The organism is Larkinella terrae, from assembly GCF_009668025.1.
Classification (GTDB): Bacteria; Bacteroidota; Bacteroidia; order Cytophagales; family Spirosomataceae; genus Larkinella; species Larkinella terrae.
Genome location: NZ_WJXZ01000014.1, coordinates 637,574 through 655,081, shown reverse-complemented (window position 1 = coordinate 655,081; position 17,508 = coordinate 637,574). Strand labels below are relative to the sequence as shown.

Genomic DNA, 17,508 nt, shown 5'->3' with positions numbered 1-17,508 from the left:
TCAGGAAGGCCAGGCCAAGAATCGTTTTCAGGCTACATGCATGCCTAACCAATCGTTGCCCACTGGCTATTACCGTTTGAAGCCAATAAAACCGCCTGTTGTTCCCTAAATGGTGCTTCATTCTTACTGTGTATCATCATTTTCGACCGGCCCAACCACCCAAAGGTCAATCACATCGCCCACGCGAATGGTAGCGCCGGGTTTGGCGGCCGGGTTCTGCCGGACAACGGTGCCGACTTCTTTTTCAGGATCTTCTACAGGAAGAATCGTGCCAACCTGCAAATTGGACCCGCGAATCAACATTTCGGCTTCGTCGCGTGGTTTACCTACAACGTCCGGAACGGCAAACATAGTATTCCCCAGACCGTCGCCCACCACAATGTCAATTTTTGACCCTTTGGCAATCCGCGCACCCGGCAAAATTTCCTTGCCGTCGTACAGTTGCTGCAAAACCGTCCCCTGGGCCAGATCCGGAACGTATTTCAATTTCCCCATCTGTAAGCCATTGCTGGCCAGGGCATATTGCGCACTGACGTAGGTCTGATCGACCAGTTTAGGCATCGGAATCAATGGCGGATTTTCCGTCGTGATGGTCAGGTAAATCTTCCGGCCTTCCTTCACTTTGAAACCGGGTTTTGGGTATTGCGTCACCACCGTAAGCGGTTCGGCACCGGCTACATACGTACAATCGCTCACCTCATACCGCAGGTCGTGGTCATTCAGAAAATCTTCCAATTCCGAGGTATTCATCCGGCTCAGGTCCGGAACCGTAATCGTTTGCCCGTGGTGGGTTGTGAAGGGTAAATACAGGAAGAAAAATCCTAAAAACAGGACGGCCAACAAACTCAGAATAATACCAATATGAGTGAGCAGATCGGCCGTGGTACGCGTGCTGATTTTCGCCATGAAATCAAAGAGATGCGCTTTGTTCGGTTACAATAATAGCGGTTTGCCGGGCGGTTATTGATACAACCCCAGCATTTTTTTTATGTATTTTCCCACCACATCGAACTCCAGATTGACCACATCGCCCACCCGCAGGTCGCGAAAAGTGGTGTGTTCGTAGGTGTACGGAATGATGGCGACGCGGAACGAATCCGGTTCCGAGTTAAAAACGGTCAAACTAACGCCATTGATACAAATAGAGCCTTTTTCGACGGTAATATTGTTTTCTTTGGGATCGTCGGCAGCCAGTCGGTACTGAAAATCGAACAGCCAGCTTCCGTTCTGGTCAGAAATACCGGTAACCACCCCGGTCTGATCGACGTGGCCCTGCACGATGTGACCGTCAAACCGCCCGTTGGCAGGCATGCACCGCTCCAGATTGACCCGGTCACCGGTTTTTACCCGGCCCAGATTGGTTTTTTTCAGGGTTTCGTCGACCGCCGTGACGGTATACGTTTCGCCCTGCACCGAGGTCACCGTCAGGCAAACTCCGTTATGACTCAGGCTCTGGTCAACTTTCAACTCGGGTGCGATGGATGATTTCAGATGAAACGTGAGGTTGGTGCCTTCGGCGGTGATGTTGGTAACTTCGCCGGTGGCTTCGATTATTCCGGTAAACATAGTTTCGTAACGGGGATTATGCTATTGAAGGACTAACAGGATGTTCGTGATAAGAATTCCGGTTCATCCGGCCAAACCGATTCCGGTTTACCAAAAACACGCAATGAATTCGTAATTTAACGGCTTCAAAACCTCAGTTGTATGCCTCGGAACCGTTTTGTGCTGGTGGGTCTGTTTCTGATCGTACTGGCAATCATTTACTATTCTTTTTTTGATTCCGGTAACACAGATACTCCGGCGGTCACCAATCCGGAAACGTATCGCGCGGAAGTGGCGCAAAAACGGAAAGACAAAGATGAGTATTTCCGCACCAGCAGCGAGTCGCCGTTTACCGATAAAGCCAAATTCAAGAGCCTGGTTTATTTCAATCCTGACCCGGAATACCGCGTTTCGGCCCGTCTGGAACCCTTCGCCGACCGGAAAAAGTTGGTCGTTCACCTGACCGACGGCAGCGAGGAAGTGTACGAAAAATACGCCCATGCGGTTTTTAAGCTTCACGATGAGGTTTGCCGTTTGCTGGTTCTGAAACACGACAATACACTGTCGATTTTGTTCAAAGACAAAACGAGCGGAAAAGAAACCTACGGGGGTGGCCGATACCTCGATTTCAAGCCCGACGACGCGAAGGAAAACCGCCTGGTTCTTGATTTCAATGAAGCCTATAACCCTTATTGCGCCTACAATCATGAATACGCCTGCCCGCTCCCCCCGGCCGAAAACACGCTTCCTGTCGAGGTTCGAGCGGGCGAGAAATACGACCAGTGATTACGGTGATTTTGATGATTTTGATGATGCAGGATGAGGTTTCGGAATGAGGTTAAAAAATGATTGTCAATGATTGTCAATGATTGTACGAGACAACGCATCATTTTCCATCATCAAAATCACCGTAATCATAGTCCATCACCGTAATCATAGCTATCTTTGCAATCCATTTCCAGTTGATTTATGAAGATTTCCTATAAATGGCTCAATCAATTGATAAGCCTGAGTGAAAGCCCTGAAAATGTTGGCAAAATCCTGACAGACACAGGCTTAGAAGTTGAAAGTATCGAAAAAATCGAGTCCATTCCGGGCGGTTTGGAAGGCGTCGTGATCGGCGAAGTGCTGACGTGCGAGAAACACCCCGAAGCTGATAAGCTGAGCCTGACGACCGTCGATGCGGGGCAGGCCGAGCCACTCCACATTGTTTGCGGAGCGCCCAACGTGCGGGCCGGACAGAAAGTTGTCGTGGCGCTGGTGGGTGCCACGCTGCATCCGGTGAGCGGAGAGCCGTTTACAATCAAGAAGGCGAAAATCCGGGGTGCGGCTTCCGAAGGCATGATCTGCGCGGAGGACGAAATTGGTTTGGGAACTTCGCACGCCGGGGTGATGGTGTTGGATACCGACCTGCCCAACGGAACGCCCGCCGTTAATTATTTCGGACTGGAAGCCGATTATCAGATTGAAATCGGACTCACGCCCAATCGCGCCGATGCCGCTTCGCACCTCGGCGTGGCCCGCGATTTGAAAGCGGTTTTGCAACGACCAATCGAATGGCCTTCGGTGGAGAACTTCAAGGTTGACAACACCAACTTGCCGGTTGAAGTCATCGTTGAAAGCCCGGAAGGTGCGCCCCGCTACACCGGTTTGACCATTGATGGACTGACCGTTGGCGAGTCGCCCGACTGGTTAAAGCAACGGCTACGGGCCATTGGACTGAATCCGATCAACAACATTGTCGATGTGACGAACTACGTTTGCCACGAACTGGGCCAGCCGCTTCACGCGTTCGACGCCGACCAGATTACCGGCAATCAGGTGATTGTCAAAACCGTGGCGGAAGGTACGTCGTTTGTCACGCTCGACGGTGTGGAGCGAAAACTGTCGGCCAACGATTTGATGATCTGCAATGCCGAAGAACCGATGTGTATTGCGGGTGTTTTTGGCGGACAGCAATCCGGTGTCAAGGCGCAGACGACCCGCATTTTTCTCGAATCGGCCTATTTCAGCGCGGCCTGGATTCGGAAAACATCGCAGCACCACGGCCTGAAAACCGATGCGTCTTTCCGCTTCGAACGCGGTACGGACCCTAATATGCCGGTTTTCGCGCTCAAACGGGCAGCTTTGCTGATTCAGGAAGTGGCTGGCGGAACCATCAGTTCGGATATTACCGACCTTTATCCGGCGCCGGTTTCCGATCGAACCATCGAGATTCGTTATAAAAATGTTGACCGGCTGATCGGTATTCAGATCGACCGGGCGGAAATCAGCCGGATCCTGGAAAGTCTGGACATTCGGATCAGCAACCAGACCGAGCTGGGTTTCACGGCATCGGTTCCCCCCTACCGCGTCGATGTGGAACGGGAAGTAGATGTAATCGAAGAAATTCTGCGGATTTACGGTCTCGGCAACGTGCCGCTATCGGATCACCTGTCGTCGGATTTTCTTTCTGAATTTCCCGAAACCGACCCCGATCAGTTGCAGGAACGTACCAGTCAGTTGCTGGCGGCCAACGGTTTTTACGAAACGCTGAGCAATTCACTGACCCGCCCGGCCTACCACGACGCCATTCGGGCGACGTTGCCGTACGCGGACGTCAGGCTGTTGAATCCGCTGAGTGAGGAGTTATCGGTAATGCGTCAGACGCTGTTGTTTTCCGGTTTGGAAACGCTGGTGTACAACATCAATCGTCGGCAGAAAGACCTCAAAATATTCGAATTTGGCAAAACCTACAGCCGCGACGGCGAACGGTTTTCCGAGCGCCCCCATCTGGGCATCTGGATGGCCGGGCGCATGCAGTCGGAGAGCTGGATCGGCGGCAACCAGCGCTCGGCCGATACTGCCCTGACGTATCACGATCTGGCGGGTGTTGTGCAGCGGATACTGACGGCATTCCGGGTAAAAGTTACTGACAACCAACCCGCTAACCCGGCTATCTTCCAGTATGGATTGACTTTGCTGGTCAATAAAAAACCGGTCGTTTCGCTGGGTCTGGTGAAAGCGGGTTTGACGAAGCTGGTCGAGCTGAAGCAAACCCCGGTTTTCTTTGCCGATTTCGATTGGCAGTACCTGCTGAAATTGTATAACGGGAAAGTGGTTTTTGAAGAAGTTTCGCGTTTCCCGGAAGTTCGGCGCGATCTGTCGCTGGTGCTGGATACGGGCGTTACGTACGCGCAGATCAGTCGGCTGGCGTACCATACCGAACGGAAACTGCTCCGCGATCTGAACGTATTCGATGTGTACGAAGGTGAGAATCTGGGCGCGGGCAAAAAATCGTATTCTGTCAGCTTTATTTTGCAGGATCCCGGCCAGACCCTGAATGATACGGTGATCGACAAAACGATGAACCGACTCATGTCCGCATTCGAGCGGGAACTGGGCGCGGAGATCAGAAAATAGTCAAGTATTTGCGGTGGATTGTTTGATTTTTCGAATTCAAACAGTCAACTTCAAACGGTCAATTTCAAACCAGTCATGAGCGAGACATCGCCGGTTTTGTTACAAATGGACTCTTTGGAGGCCAAGGCATTTCGCCTGGCCGAGATGGTCCATGCAGGTCGGCAACGGATCCTGGCGCTGGAACTGGAGAAGGCAGAACTGGAGCGGGAACGTATAAAATTGACCAACGAAGTAACAAAACAGCAAAATCAACTGAGGCAATTGGAAAAAATGGTGAATAATTCGCCAAAAGAGTTTTCAAAACCAACAAATATTCCTAAGATTGTAAATAACAAACACAATGACGCAGAGACTACTGCCGAATTGAAGCAACAGTTGACGGCATACATCGAAGAATTGGATCGCTGTATTGCCTATTTGAGTGACTTGTCATAAATCAGATTATTGGCAAATCGAAGGCGCAGGTCGCGTTTTCGGTGCCGGTTGGACAAGCCGTACGGATGGAAGAGTTATTGTCAATAAATATCCGAATTGCAGGCCGGAACTATCCGCTTAGCGTTCTTCCTGAAGACGAAGAAACCGCCCGGGAAGCCGGACGTCTCGTCAATGAACGTTTTTTGGAGGAAAAAAATAAGAAGAAAAAGCGCGACGATGTGGATATTCTGGCGGTTATTGCCGTCATGAATACCGTAAGATGGCTCGAAGCGCGCACTGAAAAAGTGGTACTGCAAGAAACGATAACACAAAGGATAAACCGTTTAGACGAGCTAATTGACTCGACGTTAACTACTTAACTGACACAAAGTAGAAAACCAAACGCGATAACCGCCTTCTCCCCGTACACTTCTGTCGCTGACTGCCCCGCAGTTGGCTTGCTTCGTTTTTCGGTACTGTAGTGATCTGTGAAATATATTTTTCACACAAACGTCTACGGACCATGAATAAAATTGATTTCTGGGTGATGCTCCTGTCGGATATGCTTTCGATTGCGGTGGGCATCTACATTGGCAGGAAGCTACTGAGCCGCCTGTTTGCCCAGCGTGAGAAAGATGCCGAAGTACGGTCGGCGGAGATCATCAAAAATGCCGAATTGACGGCCGAAAATATCAAGAAAGACCGCATTCTGGAAGCCCGCGAAAAGTACCTGAAATTAAAAGCTGAGTTTGAAGAAGACACCAACCGGAAAAAGAACATTCTGATTACCAACGAGAACAAACTCAAACAGCGCGAACAACAGCTCCAGCAACAGGCCGATCAAAGCAAACGCAAAGAGGCCGAACTCGACCAACAGAAAGCCAAACTGGATCAGCAACAGGAGTCGATTGGCAAACGCCGGGAAGAAGCCGAGCGCATGCGTCAGCAACAGGTGGAAGCCCTGGAGAAAATCGCCAACCTCACCGCCGAACAGGCCCGCGAACAACTCGTGGATGCCCTGAAAGCCGAAGCTGATTCGCGAGCTTCGTCCTACATCAAAAGTGTGGTGGAAGAAGCCAAACTGACGGCCACGAAAGAGGCCAAAAAAGTGGTGATTGAGACCATTCAGCGCACCGCAACGGAACACGCCATCGAAAACTGCGTATCGGTTTTCAACATTGAAAGCGACGATATCAAAGGGAAAGTGATCGGCCGCGAAGGCCGGAACATCCGGGCGCTCGAAGCCGCCACAGGCGTTGAAATCATTGTGGACGATACGCCGGAAGCGATCATCATTTCCGGTTTTGATCCGGTTCGGCGCGAAATTGCCCGTCTGTCGCTCCACCGGCTCGTGCAGGATGGCCGGATTCACCCCGCGCGGATTGAAGAAATTGTGGCCAAAACCCGCAAGAACATCGAAGACGAAATCGTCGAAATTGGCGAGCGGACGGTGATCGATCTGGGCATTCACGGTTTGCACCCTGAGCTGATCAAGATGATCGGCCGGATGCGGTTCCGCTCCAGCTACGGCCAGAACCTGCTGCAACACTCCCGCGAGGTCGCCAAACTCTGCGCGACCATGGCCGCCGAACTGGGCTTGAACGCCAAATTAGCCAAGCGCGCGGGTCTGCTGCACGATATTGGGAAAGTCTGGCCGGAAGAAGCTGAACTGCCGCACGCGGTTTTGGGGATGGAGCTGGCGAAGAAATACAAGGAACATCCGGAAGTTTGCAACGCCATTGGGGCTCACCACGATGAAATCGAGATGACAACCCTGATTTCGCCCATTGTGCAGGTCTGTGATGCGGTTTCGGGTTCCCGCCCGGGTGCCCGTCGTGAGATGATGGAATCGTACATCCGACGCCTGAAAGAACTCGAGGAACTGGCCATGAATTTTCAGGGCGTGACCAAATGCTACGCCATTCAGGCCGGTCGTGAACTGCGCGTTATGGTCGATGCGGAGAATGTTTCCGACGAAAAAGCCAACACACTTTCGTTCGATATTTCGCAGAAAATTGAGAAAGAAATGCAGTATCCCGGCCAGATCAAAATAACGGTTATCCGGGAAATGCGGTCGGTCGCGTACGCGAAATAGTAAATTAGTTTAAAGTTCAGGGTTTATAGTTGCCGAATCATGTAATATTCGTATCAGCAACTATAAACCCTGAACTTTAAACTAGAAACTAACTATCTCACCGGAAACCGCAGAGCTGGAACGGCCGTGGGCATTGGAGCGGCTGGCAGAACGGCTTCGTTTTTCAAACTATCCGGCAAAATTCTCACATCCAGACCCAACTGGTTTTTCATAATTGCCGCGTTATTCTTGCCATCCTGATACGCCGGATTGACCATCATTGCCATGTTGTAGAAGTAGGAAGCCAGATGATACCGCCGTTCATTCTGGTAAATCACGCCCAGATTGTTGTAGGCGGGGGCGTAATTTGAGGAAGCCCGAATTGCCTGTTTGTAGTAATAAACCGCCGAATCCCGGTTTGGAATCAGCTTCTGATATGAATAGGCAATTGAGAAAAAGGCTTCACCAAAACCGGGATAAATCTCCGTCGAGCGTTTCAGGTGATAGATCGCCTTGTTAAAGTAAATCCGCTTTTGCTTCGGGTCTTTCTCTTCCGCGCATTTGTTAATCCACTCGTTGGCCACGTGGCGGTTTACCTGGCAACTATTGGACGCGTAATCCAGGCCGCTGTTGAAGAGGGTAAAGTTATCTTTCCAATCTTCATTGCGCACCACCGTTCGGAAGCTGAACAACCCGCCAACGACTACGCACAGGCCAATTAAAACCCCGTAGCGTTTCAGCACCGGCATCGTTTCGGACAGGTTCAGGCGATTGGCCAGCAACAGATCCAGCCCCACAACGGCGGCCATGACGAAGCCGAGAATCGGCGAATACAAAAACCGCTCAGCCAGAATACCACCCCTTAAAAACACGAAGCCCAGCCCTGGCGTCATCGTAATGAACATCCAGGTTAATCCAAAGCCCCAAACCGTCCGCTTCCAGAAGCCTTTCCACGCCAGCCAGGCCAGCCCACCGAAGGAAAACAGCCCCAGCAAGGTTTCCCAATCGCTCAGTTTGCCGGACGGAATGACGTCGTAAGAGTAGTCGTAGGAAAGATGCAGCGGGAAAATCAGCAGTCGCAGGTATTGGGCAAAGAACTTGAAGGTGGTTAGGAATTTGGTGTTTTGCAGGGCGTATGGATAATTGGCCCAGTCGACCGGCGGATTCCCGCTCAACGTGCCGATCATGGCTTTTTTCTGCCAGAAAAACAGGCCGGTTATGACCAGGTACGGCCAGATGCTGATGAGTGACTGGAAGAAATTGCGTTTGGCAAAGGTGTATTGCATGATGACAATCAGGCCCAGACCAACCAGCGACGATTCTTTTGACAAATAGGTGAGATACATCCAGAACGCCGAAAACGCGATCCAGCCAATCTGCCGGGTTTCCAGGTATTTCCAGTAGGTCAGCATCACCAGCGTGATAAACAGAAAGCTCAGCATTTCGTCCCGGCTTTTGATGTTAGCAACTACCTCGGTATGAAGCGGATGGGCCATAAACAACAGCGCAATCAGCGTCGTCAGCACTGTGCGACCCGGCATCCATTTCTGCAGCAGGATCACCAGAAAAAAACCGGTCATTCCGTACACAATTCCGTTGATGATGTGGCTGATGTGGGGATCGCCGTTGAAATATTCTTTTTCCAGCGCAAACGTAATGAGCGCCAGTGGGCGGTAATAACCGAGCGAGATATTACTAAAATGCCAGAATTCCGTCTTGAGCAGGTCGGGAATGCCTTCGGTTCCCTTCTGAACAAACAGATTCTGGGTGATGGCCGCAATGTCGTCAAGCGCCAGCCCATGATTAAACGTGTTGATATACAGAGCGAAACCCGCAACGGCAACCAGCAGCGCCCAGAGCCACTGAACCGGCCGGGGCGACAGCGGTTCGGGTGCAGCCTGGGGTAGTTTAGCCGCCGGAGCAGTTGGGCGGGTAGTTGCATTTACCGGACGCGGTGCCGGCTTGTTACCCCCACCCGCAGTGGGACGAATGAGCGGTTTTTGACCCGATGAGGACTGGTTTTTTTTAGACATACGAACAGGGCAGGTCAGTTTGGAACAGCAATCTTATGTTTGTTTTGCGAAACAACTCTTTGTCGGGAAACTTATTTGTAAAATTGGTAAGATTCCGCCAAAAGTCAATAGCCGGAAGGGCGCAAATCCCGACATGGAAGCAGGAATTACCCCAAAACCAGCCTCTGATGATTCCCGCAAATACCTTGCCGCTCCGGGGCCGAATGAGCTCCCGAAAAGATATTCCGGCGTAATTGTCTGTTTCCTTGACGGGTTATAAACCGGAAAAGAAATTCTATACGTGCTATTTAATCTTTTTTGTTATTTTTCCATTTCATTTCCATCCGGCGGTTGTTGGTATGGGCAACTTATCTGTTTTATATGGCATCCGCTTTTCTGGGCCTACGAACTGTGATTTACGCGGCACCCGATTTAACCTACGCCAAAACGTGGTATGCAACCATTTTAGGGGTTAAACCGTATTTTGACGAACCCTTTTACGTAGGCTTTTCGGTGGCTGGGTATGAATTGGGCCTTGATCCGGCGGCTAAGCCTTCCGACGGCAGTACGATCACCTATTGGGGGGTTCCGAACATCGAGAAAGCCTGGGAACATCTGATGAGCCACGGAGCGAGCGTGCATTCCGGCATCGAGGAAGTGGGGGAAGATATCAAGGTTGCCAGTGTGAAAGATCCGTTCGGAAATGTGCTGGGCATAATCGAAAACCCGCATTTCAGGGCGGAATAGAACGATTTTGATAAACAAAAGCGCCATTTACTGACGGGTTAGTAAATGGCGCTTTTGCCTAGCTGAGATTGCTTAGTTCTGAGATTTTAAAACTTTAATTGCATCCATATTTATACGATCTTGCTGCTATATTTTTATGGCCATCATAATATCTGCTAATCGTAATGAGTCTAGTAACCTTACCCTCATTATCAAATTGGTAACGGTATTCCACTATTAATTTATATGGATAATAACCCCCATAATCTATTGTGTTTTTTTGAATAAGATTGTGATCTGTTTTACCAAAGAAAGGAAGTGGATTAGGTATATTAGATTTTGTCAAATCGAATTCAGCAAAACTAGTAGCACTTAAGTATTCACTTTTAATAGCGTTTCCATTAAGAATGGTAATCTTTGATCCATGATCATTAATTGTATATCCTTCGTCATTATAAGTCACTCCCATTTTAGGAATTAATCCATATTCATTTAGATCATACGAATATGTTCTTGTCTCACTTGGCCACCCTTCGTGTACAAATTTCTCAGTCAATTTATTAGGAGCATATTCATATGAATAAGTTTCTGCTCCTCTTATGAATCGGTTACTGTGCGTATGCGTTATAATTTTTTTATTCGAATCATATTGATAAGTGTCTATATTTTCTCCAGAAGAAGAAATCGCATAATTTTGGCCATCAATATTGATAATGTCAACTATCTTAGCCGTACCATTGCCGTTAGGAAAATCATCTCCGACCGTAAGGTTAGAACCTGCCTCTAATGGAGTTAAATCCATATCCTTCTTCTGAGATAATAAACAATTGATATACGGATCTATCGCTGGCTTCAAATGATCCTGAACGGTACAAGACTCAGTTATGCTCAATAAACTGACAATTGGCAAAATCAGTCGGAATAAAAATTTCATAATTGCTATTTTAAATGTTGGTGTGGACTGGGCTCGAAATTAATTTTTATTTTATGTACACACAATAAAAATTATAAAATATTTATCTAGAATGATTTTCACTGCAAAAAAGGCGTCTCTAGATAGAGACGCCTTCCAATCTGCTAAATAAGGCTTTTACAAACGCGGAATCCGCAGCACCTGGCCCGGATAAATCAGGTCGGGGCTTTTCAGCATCGGTTTGTTGGCTTCGAAAATAATACCGTATTTCATCGCGTCGCCGTATACTTTCTTGGAAATTGCCGACAGGGTGTCGCCCGATTCAACGGTATGAAACTGACCTTCCGGTTCCGGCGTATCCACCACCAGCCGGTTATCAACCTGATGAACGCCTTCGACGTTACCAACCGCCAGCGCCAGTTTTTCAGCGTCTTCCTGCGTGGCCACTTCACCTTCCAAAACAACCGTATCACCGGCGGTTTTGACCGTCAATTTCTTGTAAGATAGACCAAGCTGCTTAACGTGGTTAAGCAATGCGCTGGCTTTCAGCGGTTCTACTTCGGCGGCTTTGGCCGGTTCGGCAGCAGGAGCTTCGTGTTCTTTACCGAATACTTTTTCTCCTACGCCTTTGAAAAAACTGAGCAGTCCCATGGGCTTTGTGTGTTTGATTGACTTTGAATTGGGTTTGAATAGAACAACTGCGAAGGTACCGGAACTGTTTGAAGAAGAACGCCCGGCGAGCTTCACGATCCTATCTTTAGACGCTAAATGTATGGGTTGGTAATCAATAGTTGATAAAAAAGTTGAAAATCTATTTACGACCTGACGGAGTTTTGCGTTCTTTGGTCAATAGTGCCGAAACCACGGCTTCAAACTGTAACTGTTTTACCCGGAATGAAATTTTATTGGGTTGCCTTCCTTGCATTATTGATCACGTTAAACGCACAGGCACAGCGTAGTATCGAGTTGGGAATCAGAGGAGGAGGCACCTTCACCCACGGTTTTACGATCATTCCGGCCCAGACTATTTCGCCGGGTCTGGAAGTGCCCAGGATTCGGAATACGAACAATGGCATTGGGGTTGGTTACCTGGGAAGCGTCTGGATCCGGAAAAAATTCGACCGGTTTTTCCTGCAGGCCGAGGTGAATTATTCTTCGCTGGTACTGAAACAAAAAGCGCCCATCGACCGGATTGACGTGGCCGCTGCTACCGAGTTCGGCGTCAACCTGCCCATCAGCTTACCGCCCGGAACCTTATTTGCCAGCTTAAACACAACTTCCGAACCGACGCTGAATTCGATTACAATTCCCATTTATATCGGCAAGCAGTGGCAGGAAGGAAAGTGGCGCGTCTATGGCGGCCCCACGCTACTAGTTACGCAAAAAGCCGAAGCCGAGCGCACCGCATCCGGCAAAGTAGGAGCCAATAGCAGCATTAATTTTCCCGGCTACACAATCACCAACATTACGGACCACGTCGACCTGACCGATCCGGAACAGGCGGGTATCTTACAGGTAAAAAACATCAACTTTGGCGTCGAGTTCGGCGCGGGAATGACACTCCTGAAACGACTGGAAGTCGATGTTCGCTACGGTTTGCCCGTTGGAGGAGTATTTAATGACCGCGGCATTACCGGTTTTATCGGGTACGCAACGCTGGCGGTGGGATATAAATTAGCTGATTTTTGAGAGGAAATGTGGGCTCGGACGCTGGCGGTTTCGTTCGGAAAGCCCGCGTCCGAGCATTCCGAACTTACATGAAGGCCTGACCGATCTCTTTTAACAGATCAACTACCGGTAAAATGGTACGTCCTTTGTCCGTCAATCGGTATTCGACCCGGGGCGGTACTTCACCAAAAGACTCCTTTTCAACCATTCCCAGTTCAACAAGCTGTTTCAATTCGTGAACCAGCACTTTCTCGCTGATTCCGGGGACTCCCCGCTTAATTTCTCCGTATCTAAGGACTTTCTCGCGCAGCAGGTGAATAATAATCATCCGCCATTTTCCGCAAATCACCTCTACGGCTTTTTTAATAATCAGTTCGGTTGGAATAATTTCTTCGTTAGTTTGTTTTGTCTCCGGTATCATTCGTTATGCTTACTTACCTATTGGTGGGTAACACACTGATTAGTAGGTTATTATATTTTGATGTATGCAAAAATACAGTTTTAAACCGTAACACCGAACGGGTTTTACAATCAGGCCAGCTAATTTGGAAATTAGTTATCCAAATGGACTGACAACCGCCGTAACTTCGATTTCGATGAGCAAATCGGGGGAAATAAGTGCACTTACCTCCACCATCGAAGCGGCTGGTCGGATGTCTTTGAAAAACTCACCGTGCGCCCTTCCGGCCTCTTCCCACTGCGAAATGTCGGTAACGTACATCCGTGTACGCACCACGTCAGTTAACGAGGCTCCGGCTTCGTTTAGAATCGCGGCTATTTTTTGTAGTATAAACCGGGTTTGTTCGTAAAGGTTATCACGTCCCACTACTTTATCTCCGTCCATGGCGGTGGTCCCCGCGATTTCGATCAAATTGCCGATCCGAACGGCACGGCTGTATCCTACAATCGGCTCCCAGGGAGAGCCGGACGAAATAAGTTGACGGGAGGTTGGCATCAGGTCTGCAATTTATCCGGCTTTCTCGGCCACTAACTTTTCCAGGGCGGTTTTATAGTCATTTAAAAATACCTTAAAGTCCCGATCCAGCAGTTGCAAGTCATCGGCCAGCGAACTGATGTCGCTTACCTTTAATTTCGCTTCGGCATCGCGGGCAATCTGCGCAATCCGGGCCACGCCGATGGTTCCGGCGCTGCCTTTGAGCGTGTGCAGGTGGCTCTTCACGGTCGGTATATCGCCAACGGCAAACGCCTGTATCGATTCCTGCACGAGCGTGGTGGCTTCCAGTTCAAAATCTTCGTAAATCGAGACCACCAGATCCCAGCCGCCGACCTGCTCCAGCTGACCGACTATTTCGGCATCGATCATCGGCATTTCCGGCTCGCGGATGGTTTCCAGTTGTTTGGAACGCATCTGGGCCGCTTCCCGGAATTCTTTCCGGGCATCTACCGTTTCCTTCACCTTGGCAATCAGGCTCTGTGCCCGAATGGGTTTGGCAATGTAATCGTCCATGCCCTGGCTCAAAAACCGGTCCCGATCCTCGCGCATCGAATAGGCCGTCATGGCAATAACCGGTGGCAACTGGTTGTTAAACTGGCCCCGGAGTTTCACGGTGGTTTCAACGCCGTCCATATCGGGCATTTGAATATCCATGAAAATCAGTTCATACGGTTTGCCCTTTTGGGTGATGGCCGCCGTTACTTTGTCGATGGCTTCCTGCCCACTCGAAGCCGTATCGACCTCGCAACCCGATTTTTTCAGAATTTCGCTGGCTACTTTCCGGTTGACGGCGTTGTCATCCACCAGCAGCAGATACGGGCGGTGATCTTTGAAAACATTTTGCAGGGAAATTTCGGGCTGATCGGATTTCTGACTGGTCGGACTGATCAGCGTTTCCTTCAGTTCAATGGTAAACCAGAACGTGCTGCCTTGTCCCGAAACCGACTCAACCCCGATGCTTCCTTTCATCAAAGCCGCTAATTCCTTCGAAATGGCCAGCCCAAGGCCCGTTCCACCAAAGGATTTTCGGGACGACATCTCGACCTGACTAAACGAATTGAACAGCAGCCCCAGATCGTCTTTGGCAATCCCGATGCCCGAATCCTTCACTTCTACCTTGATTCGGTTGAACTTGCCCTTTTTGCCCACCAGCGACGCCCGAACCGTTACCGCCCCGTTTTCCGTAAACTTAATGGCGTTTGAGGTCAGGTTAGACAGAATCTGCAGCAGCCGGGTCTGATCGGCAATCACAAATTTGGGCAGATCGTCGGCCAGGTGGTAACTCAGTTTGTTGCCTTTTACGCTGGCTTGCTGTCCGAAAAGTGAAACCAGTTTTTCGAACACTTCCTCAAACCGGATGGGCGCTTCGTGCAAAACCATCTTCCCGGCTTCGATTTTCGACAAATCGAGGATGTCGTTCAGGATATTCAACAGCGTTTCCGACGATTTTTTGATGGTCAACACATAATCCTTCTGGTCCTGATCCAGGGGCGTGTCGTTCAGCAGGTCGATCATACCGATCACGCCGTTCATCGGCGTCCGGATTTCGTGGCTCATGTTGGCCAAAAACCGCTCTTTCACTTTCAAAGACCGCTCGGCTTCGTCTTTGGCCTTCATCAGTTCCTGCGCATTGCGCTTCAGTTCGGTAATGTCGCGTGCCAGCGCGGCCACCTCGTCGACCCGGCCATTTTTATCGTTCAGCGTCAACATGTTAAGCATAATCTGCCGAACCGTGCCGTCTTTCCGGTGGAGCGTTGCCTCGAAGTTCCGCAGACTTTTGTTGCGGATCAGCCGGACCAGCGCCCGGCGAATGTCATGCTTGTCGACAAAGTTGGTAATGGGCTGACCCAGAACCTCTTCCGGGGTATAGCCCGTCCGTTTCAAAACCGACGGGCTGATCATCGTAATCAACCCCTCCCGGTCGACGCGGCAGTAAATATCCTGGAGATTGTCGAAAATGCCCCGAAACTTTTCCTCACTTCCGCGGAGTTCCAGTTCGGTTCGTTTCCGCGCCGTAATGTCGCGGGCAATTCCCGAAACTTCTTCGATAACGCCACCGGAAAGCAGGATCGGATTCAGGTGTACTTCCAGCCAGGCTTCGGCTTTCGTGGTCTGATAATGAAGCTCCACCGTCTGGGGCAAGCCCCGAAACGCCTGCCGGTATTTTTCTTCCAGCAACCGCCGGTTTTCATTGCCGATGATCCGCCAGCCCAGCTTTTCGGTGGTGATGTTCACCTGCGGAACCTCACCCAACTGGTTCTCAATCAGACGCGTATAATTCCGGTTGAAGGAAGTCAGCTGAAAGCTTTTGTTGACCGACCAGATCAGGTGGGAACTGCTGTCGAAAATGGCGTTCAGGCGGGCGGTTTGCTTGTTAATGGCCGCTTCGTCCTGCTTCCGGGCAATGGCCAGCGCCACCTGGCCCGAGATAAATTCCAGCAATTCCAGGTCGCGGATGTTGTAGGTATCGGCTTTATCGTAGGCTTTCACCCCAATGATTCCGGTAATCCGGTCGCCAATTCGGAGCGGCACACAAAGCATCGCTTTCGGGACCTGGCCGTACAGATAGAGGTTTTGCGTGGCCGCCAGTTGCTGAATGTCTTGCTCATACAGGAAGAGCGGCCGGTTGGCCCGAATGGCGTATTCCGTCAAACCGTTGCCCAGCTTCCGCTTCGTAAACCGCATGCCGGTGAAATATTCATCGACGTAATACGGAAAATAAAGGAAGCTTTTACTCTGATCGTACAACGCAATGAAGAAATTGCGGGCGTCGATGATGTTGCTCAGTTCATCGTGAATATTCTGGTATAATTCGTCCAGATTGGGCGCATTGAGCGTCCAGTTGGCAATGCTGTAGTAGAGCTTCTGGGCTTTTTCCGCGCGGATTCGGCTCGTAATATTGTGCAGGATACAGCGGTAGGCGGTCGGTTTTCCCTGATCGTAGCGGCAGTTGACACTTCCCGAAACGAAGACGGTTTTGCCTTTTTTGCTTTGAAAAACCGTCTCGAAATACGGAAATTTTTCGCCGTCACGAACACGTTGCAGCCGCGAAAGCGTGCTGTCGGCATAATCGGGATGCAACACATCCTGCAGGTTCAGCGACGCAATTTCGTCGGAACTGTATTCCAGCACTTCGCGCCAGGCCCGGTTGACAAACAAAAATTTGCCGTCGAGCGTAACCAGTTGGATCAAATCGCTGGTATTGTCGACCAGATCCTGCAACTGCGAATTGGAATACGACAAGGCTGAGGCAACGCGCTTCTTGTTGGTGACATCTTCCCCGATAATGGTGAACGACGCAACCGACGAATGGTCCGCTATCGTATTGATAATGAACGAATTCAACTGAACATTCCGCACGGCACCGCTCTTGGCCAGCAGGCTGATTTCCTTTTGGTCGACCACCCCATCCCGCGCAATCGCTTCGTCGAAATCCCGTTGCATCTGCACCCGTTCGGACGCGGGAATAAACACCTCGAAGAAATTTTTGCCGATTACATCGGCCGGTTGCCAGGCTGTAATCCGTAAGGTATATTGGTTACAAAAGGTTACGGTTCCGTCTTTTTCAATCGTTAAACCAATGAGATTCAATTGATCAACCGTTTTGCTGACGTCAAATACCGACGCGTGTTTCGGCTGTGAAATTCCATCCAGCGAATCTCGGATATCTACTTCTTTGCTCAGCCGCCGAATCTCGGCAAGCAGTTCATTTTTTGTTTTTGCAGACCAGGACATGATCAAGTGTGGGTGTTTGAGCGTTGCAACAAGCCGGTTTGTCGAATTTAAAGATCGAAACCAA

General features: G+C 49.9%; 15 protein-coding genes. 7 read left to right on the top strand and 8 right to left on the bottom strand.

Translation table 11 applies throughout. The annotated features are described in order from the left end of the window. Positions 1-123: 123 nt before the first annotated feature. Positions 124-906: a PASTA domain-containing protein gene (locus GJJ30_RS24535; protein ID WP_154177824.1), complete on the bottom strand. Its 783-nt coding sequence runs from the start codon at positions 904-906 to the stop codon at positions 124-126. Between the two features lie 54 nt (positions 907-960). Continuing rightward, complete coding sequence (locus tag GJJ30_RS24530; protein WP_154177823.1) at positions 961-1,566, bottom strand: riboflavin synthase; 606 nt, start codon at positions 1,564-1,566, stop codon at positions 961-963. Positions 1,567-1,707: 141 nt separating this feature from the next. Between GJJ30_RS24530 and GJJ30_RS24525 the strand changes: the two genes are divergently transcribed. The 5 genes from GJJ30_RS24525 to rny all read left to right on the top strand — a co-directional run bounded on the left by GJJ30_RS24525 (position 1,708) and on the right by rny (position 7,456). Continuing rightward, positions 1,708-2,331, top strand: coding sequence for a DUF1684 domain-containing protein (locus GJJ30_RS24525; protein WP_154177822.1), 624 nt, complete (start codon positions 1,708-1,710; stop codon positions 2,329-2,331). A 183-nt stretch (positions 2,332-2,514) separates the two neighbouring features. Next, positions 2,515-4,947, top strand: a complete 2,433-nt coding sequence (gene pheT / locus GJJ30_RS24520) for a phenylalanine--tRNA ligase subunit beta (RefSeq protein WP_154177821.1) — start codon at positions 2,515-2,517, stop codon at positions 4,945-4,947. 75 nt (positions 4,948-5,022) lie between these two features. Beyond that, positions 5,023-5,382 (top strand): hypothetical protein, encoded by a 360-nt coding sequence (locus GJJ30_RS24515; RefSeq protein WP_154177820.1) that lies wholly within the window; start codon positions 5,023-5,025, stop codon positions 5,380-5,382. 65 nt (positions 5,383-5,447) lie between these two features. Further along, positions 5,448-5,741 (top strand): cell division protein ZapA, encoded by a 294-nt coding sequence (locus GJJ30_RS24510; protein WP_154177819.1) that lies wholly within the window; start codon positions 5,448-5,450, stop codon positions 5,739-5,741. Between the two features lie 143 nt (positions 5,742-5,884). After that, positions 5,885-7,456 carry a ribonuclease Y gene (gene rny / locus GJJ30_RS24505; RefSeq protein ID WP_154177818.1) on the top strand — a complete coding sequence of 524 codons (1,572 nt, stop codon included), beginning with the start codon at positions 5,885-5,887 and terminating at the stop codon, positions 7,454-7,456. A gap of 92 nt (positions 7,457-7,548) precedes the next feature. Here rny and GJJ30_RS24500 read toward each other — a convergent pair whose 3' ends face one another. Beyond that, the gene (locus tag GJJ30_RS24500; RefSeq protein ID WP_205880606.1) at positions 7,549-9,468 is read right to left on the bottom strand and encodes a tetratricopeptide repeat protein; all 1,920 of its coding nucleotides are present in this window, start codon (positions 9,466-9,468) and stop codon (positions 7,549-7,551) included. A gap of 360 nt (positions 9,469-9,828) precedes the next feature. On the opposite strand from GJJ30_RS24500, the gene GJJ30_RS24495 reads away from it, so the two are divergent. Next, positions 9,829-10,194, top strand: coding sequence for a VOC family protein (locus GJJ30_RS24495; protein WP_154177817.1), 366 nt, complete (start codon positions 9,829-9,831; stop codon positions 10,192-10,194). A 94-nt stretch (positions 10,195-10,288) separates the two neighbouring features. Here the strand turns inward: GJJ30_RS24495 and GJJ30_RS24490 are convergent, their stop codons facing one another. Further along, positions 10,289-11,107 (bottom strand): hypothetical protein, encoded by an 819-nt coding sequence (locus GJJ30_RS24490; RefSeq protein ID WP_154177816.1) that lies wholly within the window; start codon positions 11,105-11,107, stop codon positions 10,289-10,291. A gap of 156 nt (positions 11,108-11,263) precedes the next feature. Further along, a complete protein-coding gene (lysM, locus tag GJJ30_RS24485) occupies positions 11,264-11,737 on the bottom strand; it encodes a peptidoglycan-binding protein LysM (protein ID WP_154177815.1) in 474 nt (157 codons plus the stop codon). 243 nt (positions 11,738-11,980) lie between these two features. On the opposite strand from lysM, the gene GJJ30_RS24480 reads away from it, so the two are divergent. After that, positions 11,981-12,775 (top strand): outer membrane beta-barrel protein, encoded by a 795-nt coding sequence (locus GJJ30_RS24480; RefSeq protein ID WP_154177814.1) that lies wholly within the window; start codon positions 11,981-11,983, stop codon positions 12,773-12,775. Between the two features lie 64 nt (positions 12,776-12,839). Here the strand turns inward: GJJ30_RS24480 and GJJ30_RS24475 are convergent, their stop codons facing one another. The 3 genes from GJJ30_RS24475 to GJJ30_RS24465 all read right to left on the bottom strand — a co-directional run bounded on the left by GJJ30_RS24475 (position 12,840) and on the right by GJJ30_RS24465 (position 17,444). Next, on the bottom strand, positions 12,840-13,175 hold the full coding sequence (locus tag GJJ30_RS24475) for a winged helix-turn-helix transcriptional regulator (RefSeq protein ID WP_154177813.1): 336 nt from the start codon (positions 13,173-13,175) through the stop codon (positions 12,840-12,842). 135 nt (positions 13,176-13,310) lie between these two features. Then, entirely contained in the window at positions 13,311-13,709 is a 399-nt protein-coding gene (locus GJJ30_RS24470; RefSeq protein WP_154177812.1) for a RidA family protein, read from the bottom strand. 12 nt (positions 13,710-13,721) lie between these two features. Beyond that, on the bottom strand, positions 13,722-17,444 hold the full coding sequence (locus tag GJJ30_RS24465; RefSeq protein WP_154177811.1) for a PAS domain S-box protein: 3,723 nt from the start codon (positions 17,442-17,444) through the stop codon (positions 13,722-13,724). Positions 17,445-17,508 lie beyond the last annotated feature (64 nt).